Genomic DNA, 22,014 nt, shown 5'->3' on the forward strand with positions numbered 1-22,014 from the left:
AGACACTGGTACAACCCTAACTCAACTCCTGTAACCTAATTGCAATCCTTGCTCGCACTACAATAGATCAGTGACAAACTGATGACAAGGGCAAAAAGCAGATTTTTGACACTTTGCCAAAGCTTTGACACCTATTTAAGGTATGCGTATTTATTAAACAGTATTTTTATAGAAAATAAACAGGGGTTTCCCCCTGTTTATTAAGGTCACTCTGTTACATTAACCAACAAACTTACGGGCGTTTCTAAAGATACGCATCCACGCGCCATCTTCTTGCCAATCGTCTGGGCACCATGAGTTTGCAACGGCTCTAAACACACGTTCAGGGTGCGGCATCATAATAGTGCTGCGCCCATCGACAGACGTTAAACCAGTAATACCTTGCGGTGAACCGTTCGGGTTAGCTGGGTATTGCATAGTTGGCTTGCCGTAGTTATCTACGTAACGCATGGCTACCTGACCGCTAACCTGCGATAGCGCGTTTTCATTTGCAAATTCAGCCTGACCTTCGCCGTGCGACACAGCAATCGGCATACGCGAGCCTGCCATACCATCTAGCAGCACAGACTTAGACTCCATCACTTCAACCATGGCAACGCGGGCTTCAAAACGCGCCGACTGGTTAGTGACAAAGTGCGGCCAGTGCTCAGTGCCAGGAATCAATGATTTTAGGTTCGATAGCATCTGACAACCGTTACATACACCTAAACTAAAAGTGTCATTGCGGTTAAAGAAGCCTTCGAACTGATCCCGCGCCATGCTGTTGAATAGAATAGACTTTGCCCAACCTTCACCTGCACCTAATACGTCGCCGTAAGAGAAACCGCCACAAGCAGCAAGACCCGCAAACTGCTCAAGGGTAATGCGACCCGACAGCACGTCACTCATGTGCACGTCGATAGCGTCAAAACCTGCACGGGTAAATGCTGCTGCCATTTCTAGATGTGAATTAACGCCCTGCTCTCTTAAAATCGCCACTTTTGGCTTAACGCCTTTGGCAATATAAGGTGCGGCAACGTCTTCGTTGACATCGTAAGATAGTGCTACATGCAAACCAGGGTCGGCAGCATCTTGCTTCGCAGTGTGTTCTTGTTCAGCACACTCTGGGTTATCACGAAGCTTTTGCATTTCAAACGTAGTTTGCGCCCAGGTAGTACGCATTGATACACGGCTATCGGCAAGTACAGCTACACCGTCGCGGCTAAACTCAATCATATCTGTGCTGTTTAATGTACCGATATCGTGAGCCAATTCAGTTAAGTCAAACTTAGCCAGTACAGCGTTAACTGCGTCTAGGTCGCTTTCAAGCACTTGAATAACACCGCCCAATTCTTCATTGAACAATACAGCGATATCGTTGCCTTCAAGGCTATCAAGGTTAATGCTTACACCTGTTTTGCCTGCAAAGGCCATTTCTGCCACTGTAGTGAATAGGCCGCCGTCTGAACGGTCGTGGTAAGCACACACCAAACCGTTTTCGATAAGCGTTTGCATAGCGTCAAAGAAGCTTTTAAGACGGGTAGCAGAAACCACATCTGCTGGGCTATCGCCAAGCTGTGTATAGACCTGCGCTAAACAGCTAGCGCCCAAGCGATTTTTACCTTCGCCCAAATCTAGTAGCAACAAGCGGCTTGCGCCTTTGTCTGTGCGTAGCTGAGGCGTTAGGGTTTTGCGAATATCTTTTACTGCGCCAAACGCTGAAATAACCAGTGACAGCGGAGAAGTAACCGCTTTATCTTCACCTTTTTCATTCCATGCGGTTTTCATCGACATAGAGTCTTTACCGACAGGAATGGTTAAACCTAGCTCTGGGCAAAGCTCTTCACCCACTGCTTTCACCGCTTCGTAAAGACCTGCATCTTCACCTGGATGTCCAGCTGCTGCCATCCAGTTTGCAGACAGTTTAATGCGTTTAATATCACCAATGTTTGCTGCAGCAATGTTGGTTAGCGCTTCACCTACCGCAAGACGCGCAGACGCACCGTGTGATAAAAGTGCAACTGGGGTGCGTTCACCCATCGTCATCGCTTCACCGTGGTAGGTGTCAAATGCCGCTGCGGTTACAGCTACGTCAGCCACTGGCACCTGCCATGGCCCAACCATTTGGTCGCGACTTACAAGGCCTGTTACCGAGCGATCACCTATAGTGATAAGGAATGTTTTCTCTGCCACTGTAGGTAGTGACAAAATGCGCGTCGCTGCATCACTTAAAGTAATGCCTGCGTCGTCTAATGCTGGTGAGCTTACCTTGGTTGAGCATACGTCGCGGTGCATCTTAGGCGGCTTGCCTAAAAGTACATCTAGCGGCATATCAATAGGTTTGTTCTCAAACTGACTGTCGTTTAGATTTAGATGCGGCTCGGCAGTAGCTTCACCCACTACCGCAAACGGCGCGCGTTCGCGGGCGCAAATCGCTTCGAATACCGGCATATTTTCCGGTGCCACAGACATAACATAACGTTCTTGCGATTCGTTACACCAAAGCTCTAGCGGCGTCATGCCAGGCTCATCAGACAGCACTTTTCTTAGCTCAAAGTTACCGCCACGACCGCCGTCGTTAACTAGCTCAGGCAGTGCGTTTGAAAGACCACCTGCGCCCACATCATGGATAAACTGAATAGGGTTGTCGTCCCCCAGCTGCCAACATGCATCTATCACTTCCTGACAACGACGCTCCATCTCAGGGTTGTCACGCTGCACTGAAGCAAAGTCTAAATCTTCGTTTGACTGTCCAGACGCCATTGACGACGCCGCACCACCACCAAGACCAATGTTCATTGCAGGGCCGCCAAGAACAATAAGCTTAGCGCCTACCGTGATTTCGCCTTTTTCAATATGGTCACGGCGGATGTTGCCTAAACCACCGGCTAGCATAATGGGCTTGTGATAGCCTCTTACCTCTACGCCGTTAAAACTATTAACTTCTTGCTCAAACGTACGGAAGTAACCGAGTAGCGCTGGGCGACCAAATTCATTGTTAAATGCTGCGCCACCTAATGGGCCTTCAAGCATAATATCGAGAGCGCTCACAATGCGCTGTGGCTTACCATACTCAGCTTCCCATGGCTGCTCTGCGCCAGGAATACGTAAATTAGATACGGTAAAACCAACTAAACCTGCCTTAGGTTTTGAGCCACGTCCTGTAGCCCCTTCATCACGAATTTCACCACCAGAGCCGGTTGCTGCGCCCGGGAACGGTGAAATTGCCGTTGGGTGGTTGTGGGTTTCTACCTTCATTAAAATATCGATATTTTCATGATGGTATTCATATTGATGTGACTGAGGATTTGGGAAGAAGCGTCCAGCTTCCCAGCCTTCCATTACTGCTGCGTTATCTTTGTAAGCTGAGTAAACGTGATCAGGTAATAACTCGTAAGTGTTTTTGATCATTTTGAACAGCGACTTTTCTTGGTCTTCGCCGTCGATGGTCCAGCTTGCGTTAAAAATCTTATGGCGACAATGTTCCGAGTTTGCTTGAGCAAACATATAAAGTTCAACGTCAGTCGGGTTTCTGCCTAGCTTAGTAAAACTATCAAACAGGTAGTCAATCTCATCATCAGCTAATGCCAGGCCCAATGCCACGTTTGCATTAACCAGAGCATCTTTGCCTTCCCCTAATACGTCTACACTAGTGAAAGTGTTAGCTTCGGTCTGTGCAAACAGCACCGCTGCATCGTCAGTATTGGTGAACACTGACTCAGTCATTCTGTCGTGTAAGAAGCTAGCAATGAGTGCAAAATCATCGTCACTTAACGTATCTTCTGTTTCGATATAAAACGCACACCCACGCTCTATGCGATTGATACTTTTTAAACTGCAGTTGTGAGCGATGTCGGTGGCTTTAGAAGACCAGGGAGAGATAGTGCCGGGGCGAGGAGTAATAAGGAAGAGGGTTCCAGAAGGTGTTTGTGCTTGCCTCGCGGGGCCGTAAGTGAGCAGCTTCTCGAGTATTTCTATTTGCTGCTTAGACAAGTCACCTTGGGAATCGACTAGGTGAACATATTCGCTATATAGGTTTTTAACCCTAACGCCGGATTGACCCAGCTTTGCAATCAGTTTAGTTTGGTTAAACTCTGATAGTGCAGGAGCGCCTCGAAGGACCAACATATTGATTTACCTGGTTTGTTAGAAACAACGACCACCAATGCGACGCGTTGCCTCTTGGATTGATGAGTATTTCGGCGCGGATTATAGAGTAATTATGCACAGTAAGTAACCTCATAACGCGCTTACATGAACTTTTTTTTAAACTTAGACGGTTTAATAACAACAAGTAAAGGTCTATGCAGTCACAAGACTATAAAAAACGATTAAAACTACAACTAATAATCATTTTATCCATTGCTGTTATGAGCTGTGGCGTGCCCTCGGTTCCCACTGCCCTTTCTTCATTATTGGAACGGGAAACCATCCGCGTAGGAACAGTCTATGGTGCAGGTACATTCTATAACGGCGCAGAAGGGCCACAGGGTTTTGAGTTTGAATTGCTAGCTGGGTTCGCCGACTACCTTGGCGTCACTCTCGATTTGTATCCGTTTTACAGCTACGAAGTCATGTTGGAACAGTTAGAAGAAGGCAACTTGGACGTGGTAGCCACTGGCGATGCAGTGACACCTTCGCTAAAAAACCGTTTTACTTATGGTCCTGCCTATCAACACGTCAAACAGCAACTTGTATTTCAAGCTGGAACATCAAGGCCCAGGGACCTGTTAAAACTTGACTCCCCCATTATAACGGTTGCTGGGAGTAGCCAAGCTCACTTACTTTCTGATCTTTTGAGCGATTTAGGTGACGAAGCAACGGATACTGAAAAAGTAGTGATAAAGACCGAGCTCATTACCACCGAAGACTCTGACTCTGAAGAACTGCTGCAACAAGTGGCTAATGGTGATATCGCTTATACAGTAGCCGACAGCAACCGTTTGGCTTTACAGCGCAGACGTTATCCAAACTTGGCTGTAGCGAAAACCCTTGACGAAAATATGCCGATGGCTTGGGCGCTTCCGCTACATCAAGACGATTCGGTTAAAGCTGCGCTTATTGAATATTTTGGTACCGTACATCAATCTGGCTGGTTTACGGTACTGGAGGATAAGTATTTCGGTCATATCCGCCAGTTCGATTATGTAGACAGCCGCGCATTTAACTACGCAGCTGAAACTGCGCTAGCCCAATACAAGCCGCTATTTCAACAATATGCAGGTGATCTAGACTGGCGACTGCTTGCGGCCATGAGCTATCAAGAGAGTCATTGGGATAGTAGTGCTGTATCAAGAACTGGGGTTCGCGGCCTAATGATGCTGACGCTGGATACAGCGAGTGACTGGGATGTGGATGATAGAACTAATCCAGAGCAAAGTATTCGCGGCGGCTCCCGTTACTTTGCCAGTTTGCTAGGTCGCATACCCGCACGAATAAGCGAACCCGATAGAACCTGGATGGCGATGGCATCATATAATATCGGCATCGGGCATTTAGAAGATGCAAGGGTGCTCACCGAGCAGCAAGGAGGCAACCCAGATTTGTGGGTAGATGTGAAACGACGATTGCCACAGTTAAGGCAAAAGAAGTATTACCGTACCACCCGCTATGGCTACGCTAGAGGCGATGAGGCTTTACAATACGTAGAAAATATTCGTCGCTACTACGACAGCTTAGTCTGGTTAGATGAACAAGGAAAAATTTAATCTTGTTGGTTTTACTAATCTATTGAAAACTGTCATTTTGATGTCATCTTTACCTTGTACCCTTTAAGCGAGTTAGTTTTTAATTAACTCGCTTTCTCAGAACCTTAATTTTTCTAAAAGATTGTTAACTCTAAAAGAACTGTGCCTCTCGAATAATAAGAGCTTAGTTCAAACGACAGAGCATTTTCCTAAACGGAAAAATGTGGTCACAACGAGGAAAATAGCCTCGATGTGAGAAAGGAGAATAAATGAAAAAAAACCGCTTTATGAAAAAAGGAATAAAATTGAAAAACAACAACAGACGCAGACTAATGCTTAAGCGTTGCCATCAGAAAGTACTTCAACGTCGCAAACTATTTGTAACAAGTGATATGTTCACTCAGTTGACCCGTAAGCCTAGCTAAAATACTTTTAAGCTGGTCGCTTAAGAGATAGAGGTCTATTAATTGAGATCGCTTAGTTGAACTAACCAGCTCAACAAACCAAACAGGCGAATAACACTAATAAACACATCTTCAAGCCAAAGAAATAAAAATTAACTTGAAGCATCCCCCTCTAGATGTTTTTTCGCCTTTTTGGCAGCCTTGATTTCTTTTCTGCGCTTTCGAAAAAAGTCTGACAACTTATTCGCACAATCTTCAGCTAGAACGCCAGACACAATCTCAACTTGATGATTAAGTGCAGGGTGTTGCAATAAGTTCATAACCGAGCCCGCAGCACCGGTTTTAGCATCTTTAGTACCAAACACCACCCGCTTTACTCGCGCATGCACAAGCATACCAGCACACATAGAGCAGGGTTCTAAAGTGACATACAGCGTAGCGTCAATAAGCCGATAGTTTTGCACCTTAGAAGCAGCATCTTTGACAGCGCGCAACTCTGCATGGGCAGATGGATCATTATCCGAAATCGGACTATTGAAGCCTTCACCAATTAACTCTCCATTTAAAACTACACAGGCCCCCACCGGCACTTCACCAATCAATTCTGCTTTATCAGCAAGGGTTAATGCGTGCTTCATCCACATTACGTCTTCTTCAGAAACCGGCCCGCTTACAAAATTTTCGTGAACTGAGTTATCTTGAGCAATATTTTCTCTCGCTAGGTCTACTCCTGCAGTTAGTACTTGGGGCTCTAGCGCTTGCTCTGCTACATTTTCGTTGTTTTGCTCTTGAGGCTGGGCTTTTCCAGTGTCGAAATTTGGTGTTGGAAGGTTGCTGTTTTGGTCACTCATTAGTCAATTTTGCTACTTTACTTGGTGAAATTAATTAACAATTATTCTGCATAAAACTAGGTGAAAATTCTAACTTACTAGAAAGTAATGACTTTTGTCACTTGGCAACCTAATTGCTATCTTTCATTATAACACTGCTGGTGTTAAGGACTTAACTGGTTACATTTATTTTGTAAAGCCTAGCTTAATAACCGCTATAGTACCTGAAGCAAAGCAGTAATTTTACTAATAAGTATTTAGCCTTTTTGTACTAAAGAGAAAAGCTAAATACTGGGTGAATTAGGCAACTGACCACATTTTCACCTACACTCTTTTAAAGCCATTTGTGAGGGATACCACCGTGAATATGACCGCGATTGCAATAGTAGCCATTTGTGCTTGGGCGTTAGTTACCATCATCGACAGTGCAAAAGACAAAAGCAAAAAGAAACTCAGTAACAAAGAGACTGAAGCTTATAAAAAAGAAATTGCAGACTTAAAAGAACGCGTATCTGTACTTGAAAAAATTGTTACTGATGAGCGCTACGACCTAAAAAAGCAGTTTGCCGATTTAGAGAAAGACCGCGTCGCTTAAGTTCAGTTAAATAAAGTATTCTGCCAGCGCAATCAACCTCACGGAATAGTGCGCGCTGGCTACTAAATTAATTGCCTTCCAAGAGTTTGCGTTCCGCCCGCTCTACCCGTCGGGGTTTACCTGCAATCACCAGTACATCGTGAGCCTGTAAAATAGCGTTTTTGTCGGGGTCTTTAACTTCATTACCGTCGCGTCTCAAACCTTTAATGGCAACACGCATTCTTGTGAAATCAATATCTTTTATGGCTTTACCAATGCAAGATGCGTGTTCAGACAACACAACAGCATGGATAAACTCAAGCTTGTCTTCCGTGCCATAGGTGATCTCTGTTGTTTCACCTGGATAAAAACCGTGCATATGATCATAGCGCCCTTTTCTCTCAGCCCGCACCCGCTTCAAAATGCGTGACATGGGCACGCCAGCGTAATGTAGCACCTGCGAGACCAACATTAAGCTGCCCTCTTGTAATTCGGGCACCACTTGGTTTGCGCCCGCGCTGTAAAGGCTTTCGAGTTGGTAGTCGCGTTTGGTGCGAACCATGACATCTGTAGTACTCGTTATGCTTCGGGTCTGCGTAATCACTTGTTTGGCTTTATCGACTTGATCAAACGTTACAAGTACAAGTTTTGCACTTTCCACGTTAGCATTAAGCAAAATATCTTTTTGACTGGCATCGCCAAAGATCACCGGCTCTCCCGCGTTACGGCTTTCGTGCACTCTGACAGGGTCCATATCTATAGCAACAAAATGAATACCTTCCATCTTCAACATGCGCGCTACCGACTGCCCAACACGACCAAACCCACAAATAATGACATGGTTAGTCAGTGGCTCTGTATTGCCATAGCTAGCGTTATCATCAAATGAGACATCATTATTAACAATACGTTTTGCGATAGTCACGCTGTTGTTCATAAGCCATGGCGTTAGCGCCATACTTATTACTCCCATGCATACAATCAACGATGATTGTTCGGAGGTTAATACACCGTGTGTTGTGGCAAGCGCCGCGATTACGAAGCTAAATTCTCCAATTTGACAAAGTTTCACACCCGCGGACCAGCCATCAATGGCGTCAGTTTTAACTAAAAGGGACGCCATTCTTACCAAGATAACTTTAACTATCATTAGCGCAAAAACACCAAATACAATTTCAAACAAGCTGTTCCAGAGCACGGTAAGTTCCAACTGCATGCCAACGGTCACAAAGAACAAACCCATTAAAATATCGCGAAATGGGCGTATATCGGCTTCAAGTTGATATTTGTATTGGCTTTCACCCAACATCATACCCGCCAAGAACGCACCTAACGCCATTGAAAGCCCAAAATAGTAGGTAAGACCACCAGCTAGCAAAGCAATCAATATGGTGGTCAATACAAATAGCTCATCGGTTCTTGTTCTCGCGACTTCCCTAAACACCCAAGGAAGTAACCACTTACCCACTGACATTAAAAATGCAATGACGAATACGCCTTTAAGTAGCGCCTCCCCCAGAGCAAGAGCAATACTCACCTCGCCAGTTTGCGCGAGTAAGGGAATGGCGATGAGAAAAGGGACTACAGCTAAGTCCTGAAAGAGCAAGATACTGACAGCGAGTTGTGTTCGCCGATTGTTAAGAATACCCATTTCGGTAGCTTGCTTTATAACGATGGCGGTAGAACTTAGCGCCAGCGTACCGCCAATAATAATAGATGCACTAATTGGAATCCCCAAGAAAAACGGTACGCAGGTAAAAACAGCTGTAGTAAAAAGCATTTGCCCTAGCCCCACGCCAAACACCAAAGAGCGCATAGCCAGTAATTTGGGAAGGGAGAATTCTAGCCCTAGGGAAAAAAGCAGAAAAACTATACCCACTTCGGCCAACAAGTGCATTTCTTCGGGGTGAGCAAACACGGAGAGTAGTTGTGGCCCTGCAAGCACGCCAGCGAATAGATAAGCAAGAATAGGTGGGAGATGAATGCGTTTAAATAATGCGACCGCGCAGACCGATATAAACATCAGTATTACGATATTTAAAAAACTCGTCCCCACAAAACCTCCTAGAGTAACATCTACTTCCGTTTGTAAAAGAAGCGCTATAATTTACGCAACCTTACACATTAGACTAAAGACTAGCACCACTAATGTGCTGTTGGCATCTAGCTTGCAAAACCCCTATGTAAATGCAGATCCGGCAAGTTTTGCCGCTGTGATCGTCATAATTGTCGCGATAACGCGAATGTGGCCACAGAAACGTCAGGGCTTTGACACTTGTTTCTTTGCATACCAACGTATTTTGTATAAGGGCACTACTGTGGATTTTTTAACGTCAGTCTACGATAGCACACAACATAGCAATTTTTATCCTGCTGAGAGCACAGGTAAATCGCTTTCTTTCAGTGAATTATCATGCTTTGTTACACAAATTCTATCTACGCTTGAGCTTCAAGAGCTAGGTGGCGTGTACTTTCAGCAGCTTAACACCTTGTTACCTGTCGTCGGATTTAGTCTTTCCGATTTCGATTCGCGTTGGGTTTACGGTAATGCAAAGATATCGTCAACACAGATTGATTTACCACTTCAAGGTGAAAACGCTGTTAACGGCGAGCAAGCCCATGTCTACTATTACATTAGTTCACCCTTATCGCTATCGCAACGTGAGAGCCTATTCCAACTTCATGATTTATTTGGAAAACAAGTAAAGCACGCTCTCTCATTTATGCGTATGCAGCAGATGGCAACCAAAGATGTGTTAACTAACTTGGGTAACCGCGCGGGATTCGAGCAGTCTATGACAAGACAGTTGGGGTGGGCGCAGCGGCACGATGAACCATTTGCACTTTTGGTCATCGACTTGGACAACTTCAAATATGTGAATGATAATTTTGGTCATGGCGAAGGTGACAAGGTGCTCGTCCATGTTGCATCGCACTTATCTAACGTTCTGCGCGATGAAGACGAAGCATTTCGCTATGGCGGCGATGAGTTTTGTTGTTTGCTAGATTGTCAATCGCAACAGCAGCTAGCTTGTGCTGCCCAACGTATTCAGATGAGTATAAATAGTTCGAACTACTTACGTCGACTAGGCGTATCTACAAGCCTTGGTGGCACTATTCACCGAGAAGGTGACAGTATTAGTAGTTTGTTTAACCGTGCTGATAACGCGCTATACCAAGTGAAGAATTCAGGCAAAAATAGCTATCACGCGGCCTAATTAATATCTAACGCCTATTTCGACTAATAGCGGCAATTCCATGCCGCTTATTCAGTGTTAAACGTTAAACTGATGCAAGACACTTTCGGTTGCAAGTAAATAACCTGACCATCAATAATGGTAGCAATAGGCTGCTCGTTTAAGAAAATAGTGGGTACGCCGTTTCTCTCCCATCGCGGCACGCGCCATACCTTAAACCATTCTTTCAATAGCTTAGACACATTTGCGTTTTCAGGTTTTACCCGTAAATTACGGTCATTCGTCTGCAAGTAAACCGTATCATCATTTTTTTCTTCAGACCTTACGACCCTAATATGGCCATGCAACCAAGGAAGAGGTATATCTCGTCCTAACGACAACTTAAGTCTTTGTGGTATTTCATGGATGCTATTCACAACCCAGTAAAGGTCGTGGTCAAATCGTATAACCCTTCCCCACTTAAACGTTACTTCTGGGGTGGCGTCGTGTTTTGCCCCCAACATTGCAAGTATTTGGTCTGCCTGCGCTTTTGAGGGGGCAAGCTGCCCCCGTTCTTTAAACCAGGCACGAATTACCATTGCCTGCCAAGGGAGTGATAAAGCAGCAAGCTTTTGACCATCAAGCCTGAAGTCAGTGCGTTTACAATCTTTTAAGTATTGCTTTGCCGATTCACTGACTAACTCACTTTGCTCAGCACAAAGCTCTGCACTTCGACCCACTGTTTTAGTTAATTTAGGCCAGCGCGCCAGCAAGTGAGGAATAATTTCGTTTCGTAGAAAATTCCTGTCAAAGCTGTTTTGCTGGTTAGATTCATCCTCGACCCACTGCAGCATTTCCTCTTCAGCAAATGCGACAATATCCGCTTTTTCGAGCGCTAACATAGGCCGCATTACAAGGGTTTCACTGCGAAACTGCACTTCCCCCATTCCTGCCAGGCCTTGCGGGCCTGCTCCGCGCTTTAATTGCAATAGTACAGTTTCAAGCTGATCTTCAGCGTGCTGACCTAACAACAAAGCACCACCAATATCCGCGCATACATCTAAAAGAGCGTTATAGCGTACCTTGCGCGCTTCAGCTTCTAAGCTTTTACGAGAACTGGTATCTACCTCTACTCGGTATTGATGAAATTCAACATCTTCAAGTCGGCACTGCAATTCACAATGACGGGCCCACTCATCGGCATTTTCGCTTAAGCCGTGGTGAACATGGACAGCGTGAACAGGAGCATTATATAGCTCTCGAAATGCAATAACGGCTTGAAGTAGTACCGTCGAATCCACACCACCGCTGTAGGCAACCACAAGAGGCGATTGAAGCGGTCGTTTTACACCAGTAAGTGACGTAACGATACGATTGACGATGTGTTCAATAATTGGAGGTTGTAGAGGGGTCACAGACCGATAATACCTTACTGTTCTATTTCTTTGTTTTAGCTTTGTATATGTCTAAATTCTAGCTTTCTAATAACGAAAAAGGGGTGGATACCTATGGTAAACAACCCCTTAATTTTATACGAACCAACATGAACTAAGCCACGACTTGCTAGATTTTATATGAAGCGTCTAAGCTCATAGAACGCCGCTCCACAAAGTCACTAATTGTTCTTTGGTGCAAGCTTTTTTAATAGAAATTAGCAATAACCGAACGACATTAATCGCTCGTAACGCTCTTCCATCAGCTTAGTTTTATCAAGCTCTTTAAGCTGATTAAGCTGCTGCTTTATTACCGCTTTAAGATTGGCGGCCATACCATTGTGGTCGCGGTGAGCGCCACCTAATGGCTCTTCAACAATACTGTTAATCAGACCGAGCTCTTTAATCTGTGGAGCACTTACGCCCATAGCTTCAGCAGCTAATGGCGCTTTTTCTGCACTTTTCCACAAAATAGAGGCGCAACCTTCTGGTGAAATAACCGAGTACGTGGAATATTGAAGCATGTTCACGCGATCGCCAACACCAATTGCCAGTGCACCACCTGAACCACCTTCACCAATTACCGTGCATACGATAGGAACAGTCAGCTCAGCCATTTCGAACAAGTTTTTCGCAATGGCTTCACTTTGACCGCGCTCTTCAGCGCCCACACCTGGGTATGCCCCAGGCGTGTCGATAAAGGTGATAATAGGCATGTTAAAGCGCTCAGCCATCTTCATAAGGCGTAAGGCTTTACGGTAACCTTCGGGCTTAGGCATTCCGAAGTTACGCTTAATTTTTTCGTTAGTATCACGGCCTTTTTGATGACCAATAATCATTACGGGCTGGTCATCTAACATTGCTGGGCCACCAACAATCGCTTTATCGTCTGCAAACGCACGGTCACCAGCAAGCTCGTCGAATTCCGTAAAAATACGAGGAATGTAATCTAGCGTATATGGACGCATTGGGTGGCGTGCCAGTTGTGAAACTTGCCACGCGCCCAGATCAGAAAATATCTTTTTGGTTAGCTCTGCGCTTTTACCGCGAAGCTTATTGATTTCTTCTTCAATACCAACGTCAAACTCGCCACCTTGATTCACCAACCTAAGCTCTTCAATTTTTGCTTCTAGTTCGGCTATTGGCTGTTCAAAGTCCAAAAACTGTATACTCATTTCATGTCCTATTCGTACTACGCTCGTCTATACAAACGCGAGATGTCCAATCTATCGAACTCTTACCTTTAATGGTAGAGAATTGAAACGGCTTTGTCTCCCAAACATTGTTTGAGATCGTGTAAAAGTTGATCTTCAGGGGTAACATACCATCTTGCACCACACGCTAGCGTTACTTCTGCGTCTGGATGGGTTACCGCTAACTGAACAGGACAACTTCCACCGTTAAATGCCTGCAGGATAGATTGCATCTGACTCATTTTCTTCGGTTCAAGCATCTGGGTATCAATATTAAGTGCCAGTGCTCTCGCGTTTTTCTCTCGTGCCTGAACAATGTCCATTACATCACGGGCGGTGATTGTATTGCCCCCAGAGAAATCATCAAAGCTGACCTGTCCCTTTATAAGCAATATTCTGTCAGTTTCTAACACACTTTCGAACTGTTCGTACATATCAGGGAAGAAACGCACGTCTATTCTTGCACTCTTATCGTCTAGTGTCACTATTGCCCAGCGACGTCCCCGTTTGTTGGTCATTACTCGAACGCCAAGCACTAATCCTACTGCACTAGCCATTTGGTCTTTGTTCGTTGGTCTTAAATCAACTAAACGACCGTCAGTATAATAACGCAGTTCTTCAGCGTACTGATTAATGGGGTGCCCCGTTAAGTAAAGACCTAAGGTATCTTTCTCTCCTTCCAACCACACTTTTTCTGGCCATTCTGGGACATCGGCAAAAGCTTGCTGTACCTCTTCTGGCTCTGTGGTTAAAAGTCCAAACATGTCTGACTGACCAAAAGATTCTGCCTTAGCGTGCTGCCCTGCTGCGGCAAGAGCCTCAGGTAGGCTTGCCATTAAGCTTGCGCGATGCGGACCTAAGTTGTCCATTGCCCCCGCTAACACCAGCTTCTCTAGCACTCGCTTATTTACGCGTTTAATGTCTATCTTGGCGCAGAAATCAAAAAGATCTTTAAATGCCCCTTGGGTTTCCCGCGCTTCAATAATCGCTTCAATCGGGCCTTCGCCTACCCCTTTAATTGCACCGATACCATAAACAATGCGACCTTCACTATCGACGGTAAACTTGTATTTACCCGCATTCAAATCTGGCGGCAGTATTTCAATGCCCATGCGCTCACATTCATCGACAAGCGTCACAATTTTATCGGTGTTATCCATATCCGCCGACATTACCGCAGCCATGAATTCCGCAGGATAATGTACTTTCAGCCAAAGGGTTTGGTAAGACACCAAGGCATATGCTGCCGAGTGAGATTTGTTAAACCCGTAACCCGCGAATTTTTCTACCAAGTCGAAGATTTTCATTGCTAGGTCTGGGTCAATATTATTGCCCTTCGCACCTTCAGCGAACGTACCGCGCTGTTTGGCCATTTCTTCAGGCTTTTTCTTACCCATTGCTCGGCGAAGCAAGTCGGCGCCACCCAGCGAGTACCCCGCCATTTCCTGGGCAATCTGCATTACCTGTTCCTGATACAAGATAATGCCGTAGGTAGGCTCTAATATTTCTTGAAGACACTCGTGTTGATAGTCTGCATCGGGGTAAGAGATTTCTTCTCGTCCGTGCTTACGGTCAATAAAGTTATCTACCATGCCCGATTGCAGTGGGCCCGGGCGGAATAGTGCAACCAATGCGATGATGTCTTCAAAGCAGTCTGGCTTAAGGCGCTTGATCAGCTCTTTCATACCGCGGGATTCCAGCTGGAAAACTGCGGTGGTTTCGGCGTTTTGAAGGGTTCTAAAGCTTCTTGGATCTTCCAGAGGAATAGCGCTGATATCTACATCAACGTTCTTACCTTCCTTAATCATATCTATCGCCCACTGAATAATAGTCAGTGTACGTAGTCCTAAGAAGTCGAATTTGACAAGACCCGCGGTTTCAACGTCGTTTTTGTCGAATTGAGTTACGGGGTTTTTACCTTCGTCATCACAGTACAAAGGCGAGAAATCAGTGATGGTAGTTGGCGCAATAACAACACCACCGGCGTGCTTACCGGCATTACGAGTTACACCTTCAAGAATACGCGCCATATCGATAAGGTCTTTAACTTCCTCATCGCTATCGTAAACTTCGGGCAGCTGAGGCTCAGCTTTAAACGCTTTTTCTAACGTCATGCCAGGATCAGGTGGAATAAGCTTTGAAATCCTGTCCACAAAACCATAAGGGTGACCCAATACACGGCCCACATCACGTACTACCGCCTTTGCCGCCATAGTACCGAATGTAATGATTTGCGATACCGCCTGACGCCCATAAAGCTCAGCAACGTGATCGATTACCTCGTCTCGTCTATCCATACAGAAATCGACATCGAAATCGGGCATAGATACACGTTCAGGGTTTAAGAAACGTTCGAATAGAAGGTCAAATTCTAACGGGTCCAGATCGGTAATTTTAAGGGCATAGGCCACCAGTGAACCCGCACCAGAACCACGCCCTGGTCCTACCGGTATCCCATTATCCTTACTCCACTGGATAAACTCCATAACGATAAGGAAGTAGCCTGGGAACCCCATTTGGTTGATAACTTCAAGCTCAATGCGAAGACGGTCGTCGTACTCAAAACGCTTAGCTTTGCGCTCTTCTTCATCGGGGAATAGAAACTCGAGACGCTCTTCTAGACCTTCTTCAGATACCTTAACTAGAAAGTCTTCAGTGGTCATACCGCCAGTTGGAAACTGAGGCAAAAAGTACTCGTTTAAACGAACAGTAACGTTACAGCGCTTCGCAATTTCTACCGTATTTTCGATGGCTTCTGGGATGTCACTAAATAACTCAACCATTTCCTCGGCAGTGCGAAGGTACTGCTGATCGCTGTAGCGCTTCGGGCGGCGGTTATCATCTAACGTGTAGCCGTCATGAATACAAACGCGAATTTCGTGAGCCTCAAAGCCTTCACGGTCTATGAAGCACACTTCGTTCGTAGCTACCACGGGTAAGGCGCGTTTTTCAGCAAGTTCTACTGCATGGTGTAAGTAGTCTTCCTCGCCCTGTCTACCCGTCCTTATTAGTTCTAGGTAAAAGCGGTCGGGAAAGTGAGTTTGATAAAATTCTATTGAAGTGTCTAAAAGCTTAACGTTGTTTTTCATTAAACCAACGCCCACGTCGCCGTGCTGTGCGCCCGATAAAACAATAACGCCTTCGCTATGCTCTGCCAACCATTCTTGATCAATGACTGCGCGGTGGCTAAGTGACCGCGAAGGTAGGCCTTGGAGATAAGAATTGTAATATTCTTATACCCCTCATTATTCATCGCAATAAGAGTTAGCCTAAAAGGTTCATCGCCGAACGCTTCATTAGTAACCCAAAAATCGGTACCGATGATGGGTTTAATACCTAAGTTGTGTGCTTCGGAATAGAATTTTACCAAGCCACACATATTCATTTGGTCAGTGATGGCCACGGCTGGCATCCCAAGCGCAGACACTTTACCTAGAATAGGTTTAACCTTATTTAGGCCGTCCATCATCGAAAAGTCGCTGTGAACACGTAAATGAATAAATGGCGATGACATGATGTTATTTCTCTTCGAGTAGCGCTTTGACTGGCTTAAAACTTTTTCGATAGCAATCTAAGATGCCATATTCGGCGATAGCTTCAAAGTGTGCTTTTGTAGGGTAACCCTTATGTCCGGCAAAGTTGTATTGCGGGTAGGCCTGGTGAAGCGAAATCATATCGTTATCACGCTCTACTTTGGCAATAATTGACGCCGCTGAAATTTCAGCGTGCAGGCTATCGCCTTTAACTACGGCTTCAGAGTCAAAATTCCAAGCAGGGACGCGGTTGCCATCTACCCGCACAAAATCTGGCTTTGCAGGCAAACCTTCTACCGCTCGTATCATAGCGAGCATGGTAGCGTGCAATATATTAAGCTTGTCGATTTCTTCGGGGCTCGCTCTACCTATACTCCAGTACAATGCTTTTTCACGAATCTCATGAGCGAGCGCTACGCGCTTTTTTTCACTAAGCTTTTTTGAGTCAGCTAGTCCTTCAATGGGATTTTCAGGGTCAAGAATGACCGCAGCAGTGACCACATCACCAACTAAGGGGCCGCGCCCCACTTCATCAACACCGGCAATTAACTTATGCAAACAATTCCTCCACGACAGCTTTTGCTGCTGTTTTATCAGCGTTGCATTTTAGCGTATGGTGGAGGTCGGTGAAACGGGAAATAAGGGCTGAATTATCACTTTCGAAAAAGAATAGTAGCTGTTTGCTCATATTCTCTGCATTTACCTCTTCTTGAAGTAATTCTGGAACAATTGCCTCATCAGCCAAAAGGTTTGGCAACGTAAAATATGGCGCTTTATACAAGCGCTGCATAATTTTATAAGTGAGTGGTGCAAGTAAGTAAGCTGCTACCATTGGGCGCTTACACAACATGGCTTCTAGTGTAGCTGTGCCCGATGCAAGCAAAACCACGTCGCTAGCTATCATGGCATCCCTTGATGTGCCTTGGGTTACCTGAATAGGTAAGCGCGCTTCTGCGTTATCAGCTTCAAGCAAGAGTGCTTTTATTTGCGTAAGACGATGCTCGTTTGCCGCAGGGATAAGAAATTGAATATCGCTGCGTTTAGCATGAATAGACTCGATAGTTTCTAAAAACACAGGAAGTAGCGTATCTACTTCCCCTCTTCGTGAGCCGGGAAGTACGGCTAATACAGGAGCATTACTATCTACTCCTAATGCTACTCGTGATGCGCCTTGATTTGGCTCAATAGCGATAGCATCAGCCATTGTGTGCCCTACAAAGGTGTAGGGAACCTTGTATTTATCGTATACCTGTTGCTCGAAGGGAAATAAGCCCAATACACGATTGGCTGCTTTCGCTATCTTGTGAATACGCTTCTCGCGCCATGCCCACACAGTGGGGCTTACATAGTGCATAGTTTTGATGCCTTTTGCTTTAAGTGTTTTTTCTACTCTTAAATTAAAATCTGGCGCATCAATACCTACGAAGATATCTGGCGGGTTTTGCTCGAAATGAGCAAGAAGCTGTTTTTTAACTTTTAAGATGGCAGGTAAATGAGAAAGGACTTCAACAAGTCCCATAACCGACAAGGTTTCCATATCGAAAAGACTATGAAAACCTGCGTTTATCATGTTTGGACCGCCAATACCTTCGATAATAGCATCTGGGTATTGGCGTTTTAGCTCTGCAACCATTCCGGCAGCAAGAACGTCACCAGAGGGCTCTCCGGCAACCATGCCGATACGAATTGGCGTAGACATAATTAGCGGATGATACCTCGCGCAGAGCCTTTCAGGAATTGTACCATTAGCGCTACACCAGCAAATTTGCTAGCAGGTTCAGCGAGTTTTTCTAGCGCCTCATCAATAGTATTACCTTCACGATATATTGCTTTATAGGCACGCTTTATCTCGAGTACTTCCTCTTTTGCAAAGCCTCGACGTTTTAAGCCTTCAGAGTTTATACCTTGAGGAATATTCTTTTGCCCACTGACCATAACAAATGGAGGAACATCTCTTAGGATAATGCCACCGGCACCTAAGAAAGCATGCGCCCCAATTTTGCAAAACTGATGGATACCAGTAGCACCACCAACAATTACAAAATCGTCAATATGAACGTGACCAGCTACCGCCACATTATTCGCAATAATAATGTCATTGCCGAGTACACAATCATGAGCTATGTGCGCGTTAGCCATAAAGAGACCACGAGAACCGATAACGGTAATACCCTCGTCTTGAATAGTGCCTCGGTGAACAGTTACCCCTTCTCTGAATTCGTTGTCATCGCCGATAACAAGTTCAGTGGGCTCACCCGCATATTTCTTATCTTGGCAGTCTTCACCTATAGAAGAAAACTGATAAAACTTATTGTTTTTACCGATACGCGTTGGGCCGCGTACCACCACATGTGATTTCAGAATACAGCCATCGCCTATGGTGACGTTATCGTCTACCACACAAAATGGACCAATGGTGACGTTCGCACCAACTTTTGCACTTTCTGAAATCACGGCAGTAGGATGGATCACGTTAAGCTATCTCTCTCATCGCACACATAAACTCTGCAACACAGGCGATGTCACCATCGACACTTGCAGTACCTTTAAATTTCCAAATCCCTCTGCGCTCTTTTACTAAAGCAACATCAAACTCAAGCTTGTCGCCTGGAACAACAGGACGCTTAAAGCGTGCGTTATCAATTCCTGCATACAAGTATAACTTATCATTGTTGCCCATGGTCTTAAAACCTAAAACTCCGGCAGCTTGCGCCATGGCTTCTAGAATTAAAACACCAGGGAAAATTGGTTGTCCAGGGAAGTGCCCCATGAAACACGGTTCGTTGAACGTAATATTCTTATAAGCCTTTACAGACTCACCCAGAACATAGTCTGTTACACGATCAACAAGTAGGAATGGATACCGATGAGGTAATAGCTCCAATATTTCCTGGATTTCGATGGTATTAAGTGAATTGGCCAAAAACTATCTCCTGTATACAAGCATGACCTATAGCAATTTGATACCAATGCGAATGTTTGATTGGTATTTTCGGTCAAACTCGCCGTAAAAACTAAAAACGGCGGCAACCATACGCTGTTAAGCGCAAAAAACAAATCAGACCAACACCTTTGGGGAGTTGGTCTGACTAATTTTACAACTGACTAGGGTCACCTGATCTTTGATGTACAGCAAAGACCAACATGCCCTGAGCTAATTAGTTAGCTTTGCTTACTTGCTGAAGTACTTGTTCAGATAGGTCGTGCTCTTCTTTTGCAAACGCAACGGCACCCGCATTAAGCACTAAGTCATAACCTTGCTTTGCAGCTACAGAGTCGATAGCTTGTTTAATAAGGCCAAGAAGCTTATTGCGCTCTTCGTTGCTACGACGTTGAATGTTTTGTTGAAGCGGCTGCCCCTTCTTAGATAGCTCTTCACGAACTGACAAGATTTTTTGTTCTAGTTCTTTTTTCTCTGTATCACTCATCGTCGCCGCATCGCGTTGAAGACGCTCAGCATAGAATTGGCCGTCTCGCTGCAGTTGATTCACTTCTTCAAGCTGATCTTTAAATTCAGCCTGAATAGCGTTTTGAATCTCAGCCGCTTGAGGCATTGCTTGAAAAATACCTTGAACATCAACAACAGCCATTTTCTGCTCAGCCATTACAGATGTACTTACTAAAGCGCTACCCAACATTGCTCCTGCAACGATATGTTTAACCAACTGTTTCAAAGGGAACTCCTTTTGTGAATCTTATTATAGAGCGCGACTTAAACGCGCTCGATTTAATGTCTTAGAAAGTTTGACCGATATTGAAGGTGAAGAATCTTGCATCGTCACCATCCCGTTGCTGTATTGCTTTCGAAAAGCTGAATACCATCGGCCCCATTGGAGAAATCCACTGAACCGATATACCTGCAGAGCTACGATACAGACTCCAGTCTGAATAGTCCAATAGCTCACCGCTTTGTGTCGACGCTATATCAAACTGACGGTAGTAGTCATAATCGAACTCAGTATCCCATACGTTACCCACATCCACAAACAAACTTGTGCGAACTGAGTTATCCATTTCTTCTTCAACAAATGGCGTAGGAACAATTAATTCGATTCCACCCAATGCCATGGCGTTACCACCTAGGCTTCGCGTTGACCAAGAAAGCGCTGCATCAGCTGGATCTGCAGGGAATAATTCACCATCCGGCCCGGTTATCGTTCCTGAGTTACCAAGGAAAATACCGCGAGGGCCAACCGTATTGTTTTCAAACCCTCGTAATGAATCTGAACCACCCGCCGTAAAGTTCTCGGTAAACGGTAATATTTGTTCGTTGCCATTGATATCGCCGTAACCGTTACCGTATCCGAGACGAATACGCGTTAGGAACGACCAGCGTTGATTACGAGAAAGTGGGAAGTACCATTTACCGTCAAATACGGTTTTAAAGTAGTTAACGTCAGAGTTCGGTGTGGTAATGCTAAACGATGCACGTTGAGAAGAACCCGCCGTTGGGAATAGGCCGCGGTTAAGCGTACTTCTGCTCCAGCTTACACTCGCCAAATAGCTGTCGTACTTAATCGCCGCATCAGGGTCTTCGCCGTTAGTAAACTGGTTATAGAATTGCTCAGTTTGCTCGTAGTAACCACGGTTAAATAGCTCTACATTGCTGTAGGTTAAGCCGAAGTTGATACGGTTAAACTCGTTGATTGGATAACCGATGTTCGCACCAATTGACCAACGTTTCGAGTTGTACTGAATAACGTTAAAGTCTGAACCGTCGAACTCGCTATAACCTAAACTGCCGCCTAAACTGATCCCATCAATAGTAAAGTAAGGGTCATTATAGGTGATTTGGGCACTACGCTGATATGAAACAGTACTCAAGTTAAGGCCAACACGTTTACCTGTACCCAAGAAGTTATCTTGCTGAATACCTGCCTGCAGACTTAGCTTGGTTCTATCGCCATATCCAATACCCGCGTTGAATGAGCCTGACGGTTGTTCTTTGACGTTGTAGTTGATATCTACTTTATCTTCAGAGCCAGGAATTCGAACTGTTTCAAATTCTACTTCTTCCATATAGGTAAGACGAGAAAGTTGGTTCTTAGAAGACTCTAGCAAGTTGTTAGACAGCCACGTACCTTCCATCTGACTTACGTTCTGACGAAGCACGCTATCAGCAGTGACCACGTTACCGTTGAACTTAATGCGGTTAACATAAATACGTTTGCCTGGATCGACTGATAACGTCAACTTCACCGTCTT

Annotated in this window: 15 protein-coding genes and 1 pseudogene; 4 read left to right on the top strand and 12 right to left on the bottom strand. The window is 45.1% G+C overall.

The genetic code is table 11. The annotated features are described in order from the left end of the window. Positions 1-219: 219 nt before the first annotated feature. Positions 220-4,107 (bottom strand): phosphoribosylformylglycinamidine synthase, encoded by a 3,888-nt coding sequence (purL, locus tag KL866_RS12315; protein ID WP_214995258.1) that lies wholly within the window; start codon positions 4,105-4,107, stop codon positions 220-222. A gap of 176 nt (positions 4,108-4,283) precedes the next feature. Between purL and mltF the strand changes: the two genes are divergently transcribed. Next, positions 4,284-5,687 (top strand): membrane-bound lytic murein transglycosylase MltF, encoded by a 1,404-nt coding sequence (gene mltF / locus KL866_RS12320; RefSeq protein ID WP_025254309.1) that lies wholly within the window; start codon positions 4,284-4,286, stop codon positions 5,685-5,687. 248 nt (positions 5,688-5,935) lie between these two features. After that, complete coding sequence (locus KL866_RS12325) at positions 5,936-6,091, top strand: hypothetical protein (protein ID WP_012517585.1); 156 nt, start codon at positions 5,936-5,938, stop codon at positions 6,089-6,091. Between the two features lie 131 nt (positions 6,092-6,222). Here KL866_RS12325 and tadA read toward each other — a convergent pair whose 3' ends face one another. After that, positions 6,223-6,921: a tRNA adenosine(34) deaminase TadA gene (gene tadA / locus KL866_RS12330; protein WP_034325196.1), complete on the bottom strand. Its 699-nt coding sequence runs from the start codon at positions 6,919-6,921 to the stop codon at positions 6,223-6,225. A gap of 346 nt (positions 6,922-7,267) precedes the next feature. On the opposite strand from tadA, the gene KL866_RS12335 reads away from it, so the two are divergent. Further along, a complete protein-coding gene (locus KL866_RS12335; protein ID WP_029661342.1) occupies positions 7,268-7,495 on the top strand; it encodes a hypothetical protein in 228 nt (75 codons plus the stop codon). Positions 7,496-7,562: 67 nt separating this feature from the next. Here the strand turns inward: KL866_RS12335 and KL866_RS12340 are convergent, their stop codons facing one another. Further along, positions 7,563-9,530: a cation:proton antiporter gene (locus tag KL866_RS12340; protein ID WP_025254306.1), complete on the bottom strand. Its 1,968-nt coding sequence runs from the start codon at positions 9,528-9,530 to the stop codon at positions 7,563-7,565. Positions 9,531-9,792: 262 nt separating this feature from the next. Here KL866_RS12340 and KL866_RS12345 point away from each other — a divergent pair, with 262 nt between their 5' ends. Then, the gene (locus KL866_RS12345; RefSeq protein ID WP_025254305.1) at positions 9,793-10,692 is read left to right on the top strand and encodes a GGDEF domain-containing protein; all 900 of its coding nucleotides are present in this window, start codon (positions 9,793-9,795) and stop codon (positions 10,690-10,692) included. Between the two features lie 47 nt (positions 10,693-10,739). Here the strand turns inward: KL866_RS12345 and tilS are convergent, their stop codons facing one another. The 9 genes and pseudogenes from tilS to bamA all read right to left on the bottom strand — a co-directional run. Beyond that, positions 10,740-12,065, bottom strand: a complete 1,326-nt coding sequence (gene tilS, locus KL866_RS20585) for a tRNA lysidine(34) synthetase TilS (RefSeq protein ID WP_025254304.1) — start codon at positions 12,063-12,065, stop codon at positions 10,740-10,742. A 236-nt stretch (positions 12,066-12,301) separates the two neighbouring features. Next, entirely contained in the window at positions 12,302-13,258 is a 957-nt protein-coding gene (accA, locus tag KL866_RS12355) for an acetyl-CoA carboxylase carboxyl transferase subunit alpha (RefSeq protein WP_012517579.1), read from the bottom strand. A gap of 68 nt (positions 13,259-13,326) precedes the next feature. Beyond that, a pseudogene (gene dnaE, locus KL866_RS12360) lies at positions 13,327-16,790 on the bottom strand (DNA polymerase III subunit alpha). 4 nt (positions 16,791-16,794) lie between these two features. Beyond that, positions 16,795-17,367, bottom strand: a complete 573-nt coding sequence (gene rnhB, locus KL866_RS12365) for a ribonuclease HII (protein WP_025254302.1) — start codon at positions 17,365-17,367, stop codon at positions 16,795-16,797. Next, positions 17,360-18,508, bottom strand: coding sequence for a lipid-A-disaccharide synthase (gene lpxB / locus KL866_RS12370; RefSeq protein WP_025254301.1), 1,149 nt, complete (start codon positions 18,506-18,508; stop codon positions 17,360-17,362). The genes rnhB and lpxB overlap by 8 nt, the downstream gene beginning before the upstream one ends. A gap of 2 nt (positions 18,509-18,510) precedes the next feature. Next, positions 18,511-19,281, bottom strand: coding sequence for an acyl-ACP--UDP-N-acetylglucosamine O-acyltransferase (gene lpxA / locus KL866_RS12375; protein WP_025254300.1), 771 nt, complete (start codon positions 19,279-19,281; stop codon positions 18,511-18,513). A 1-nt stretch (position 19,282) separates the two neighbouring features. After that, positions 19,283-19,732, bottom strand: a complete 450-nt coding sequence (gene fabZ, locus KL866_RS12380) for a 3-hydroxyacyl-ACP dehydratase FabZ (protein ID WP_025254299.1) — start codon at positions 19,730-19,732, stop codon at positions 19,283-19,285. A 235-nt stretch (positions 19,733-19,967) separates the two neighbouring features. Continuing rightward, positions 19,968-20,483, bottom strand: coding sequence for an OmpH family outer membrane protein (locus KL866_RS12385; protein ID WP_025254298.1), 516 nt, complete (start codon positions 20,481-20,483; stop codon positions 19,968-19,970). A 61-nt stretch (positions 20,484-20,544) separates the two neighbouring features. Continuing rightward, positions 20,545-22,014: outer membrane protein assembly factor BamA (gene bamA / locus KL866_RS12390; RefSeq protein ID WP_214995260.1), on the bottom strand; the 1,470-nt coding region annotated here is incomplete at its 5' end.

It is taken from the genome of Alteromonas sp. ALT199, assembly GCF_018619335.1.
Lineage (GTDB): Bacteria > Pseudomonadota > Gammaproteobacteria > Enterobacterales > Alteromonadaceae > Alteromonas.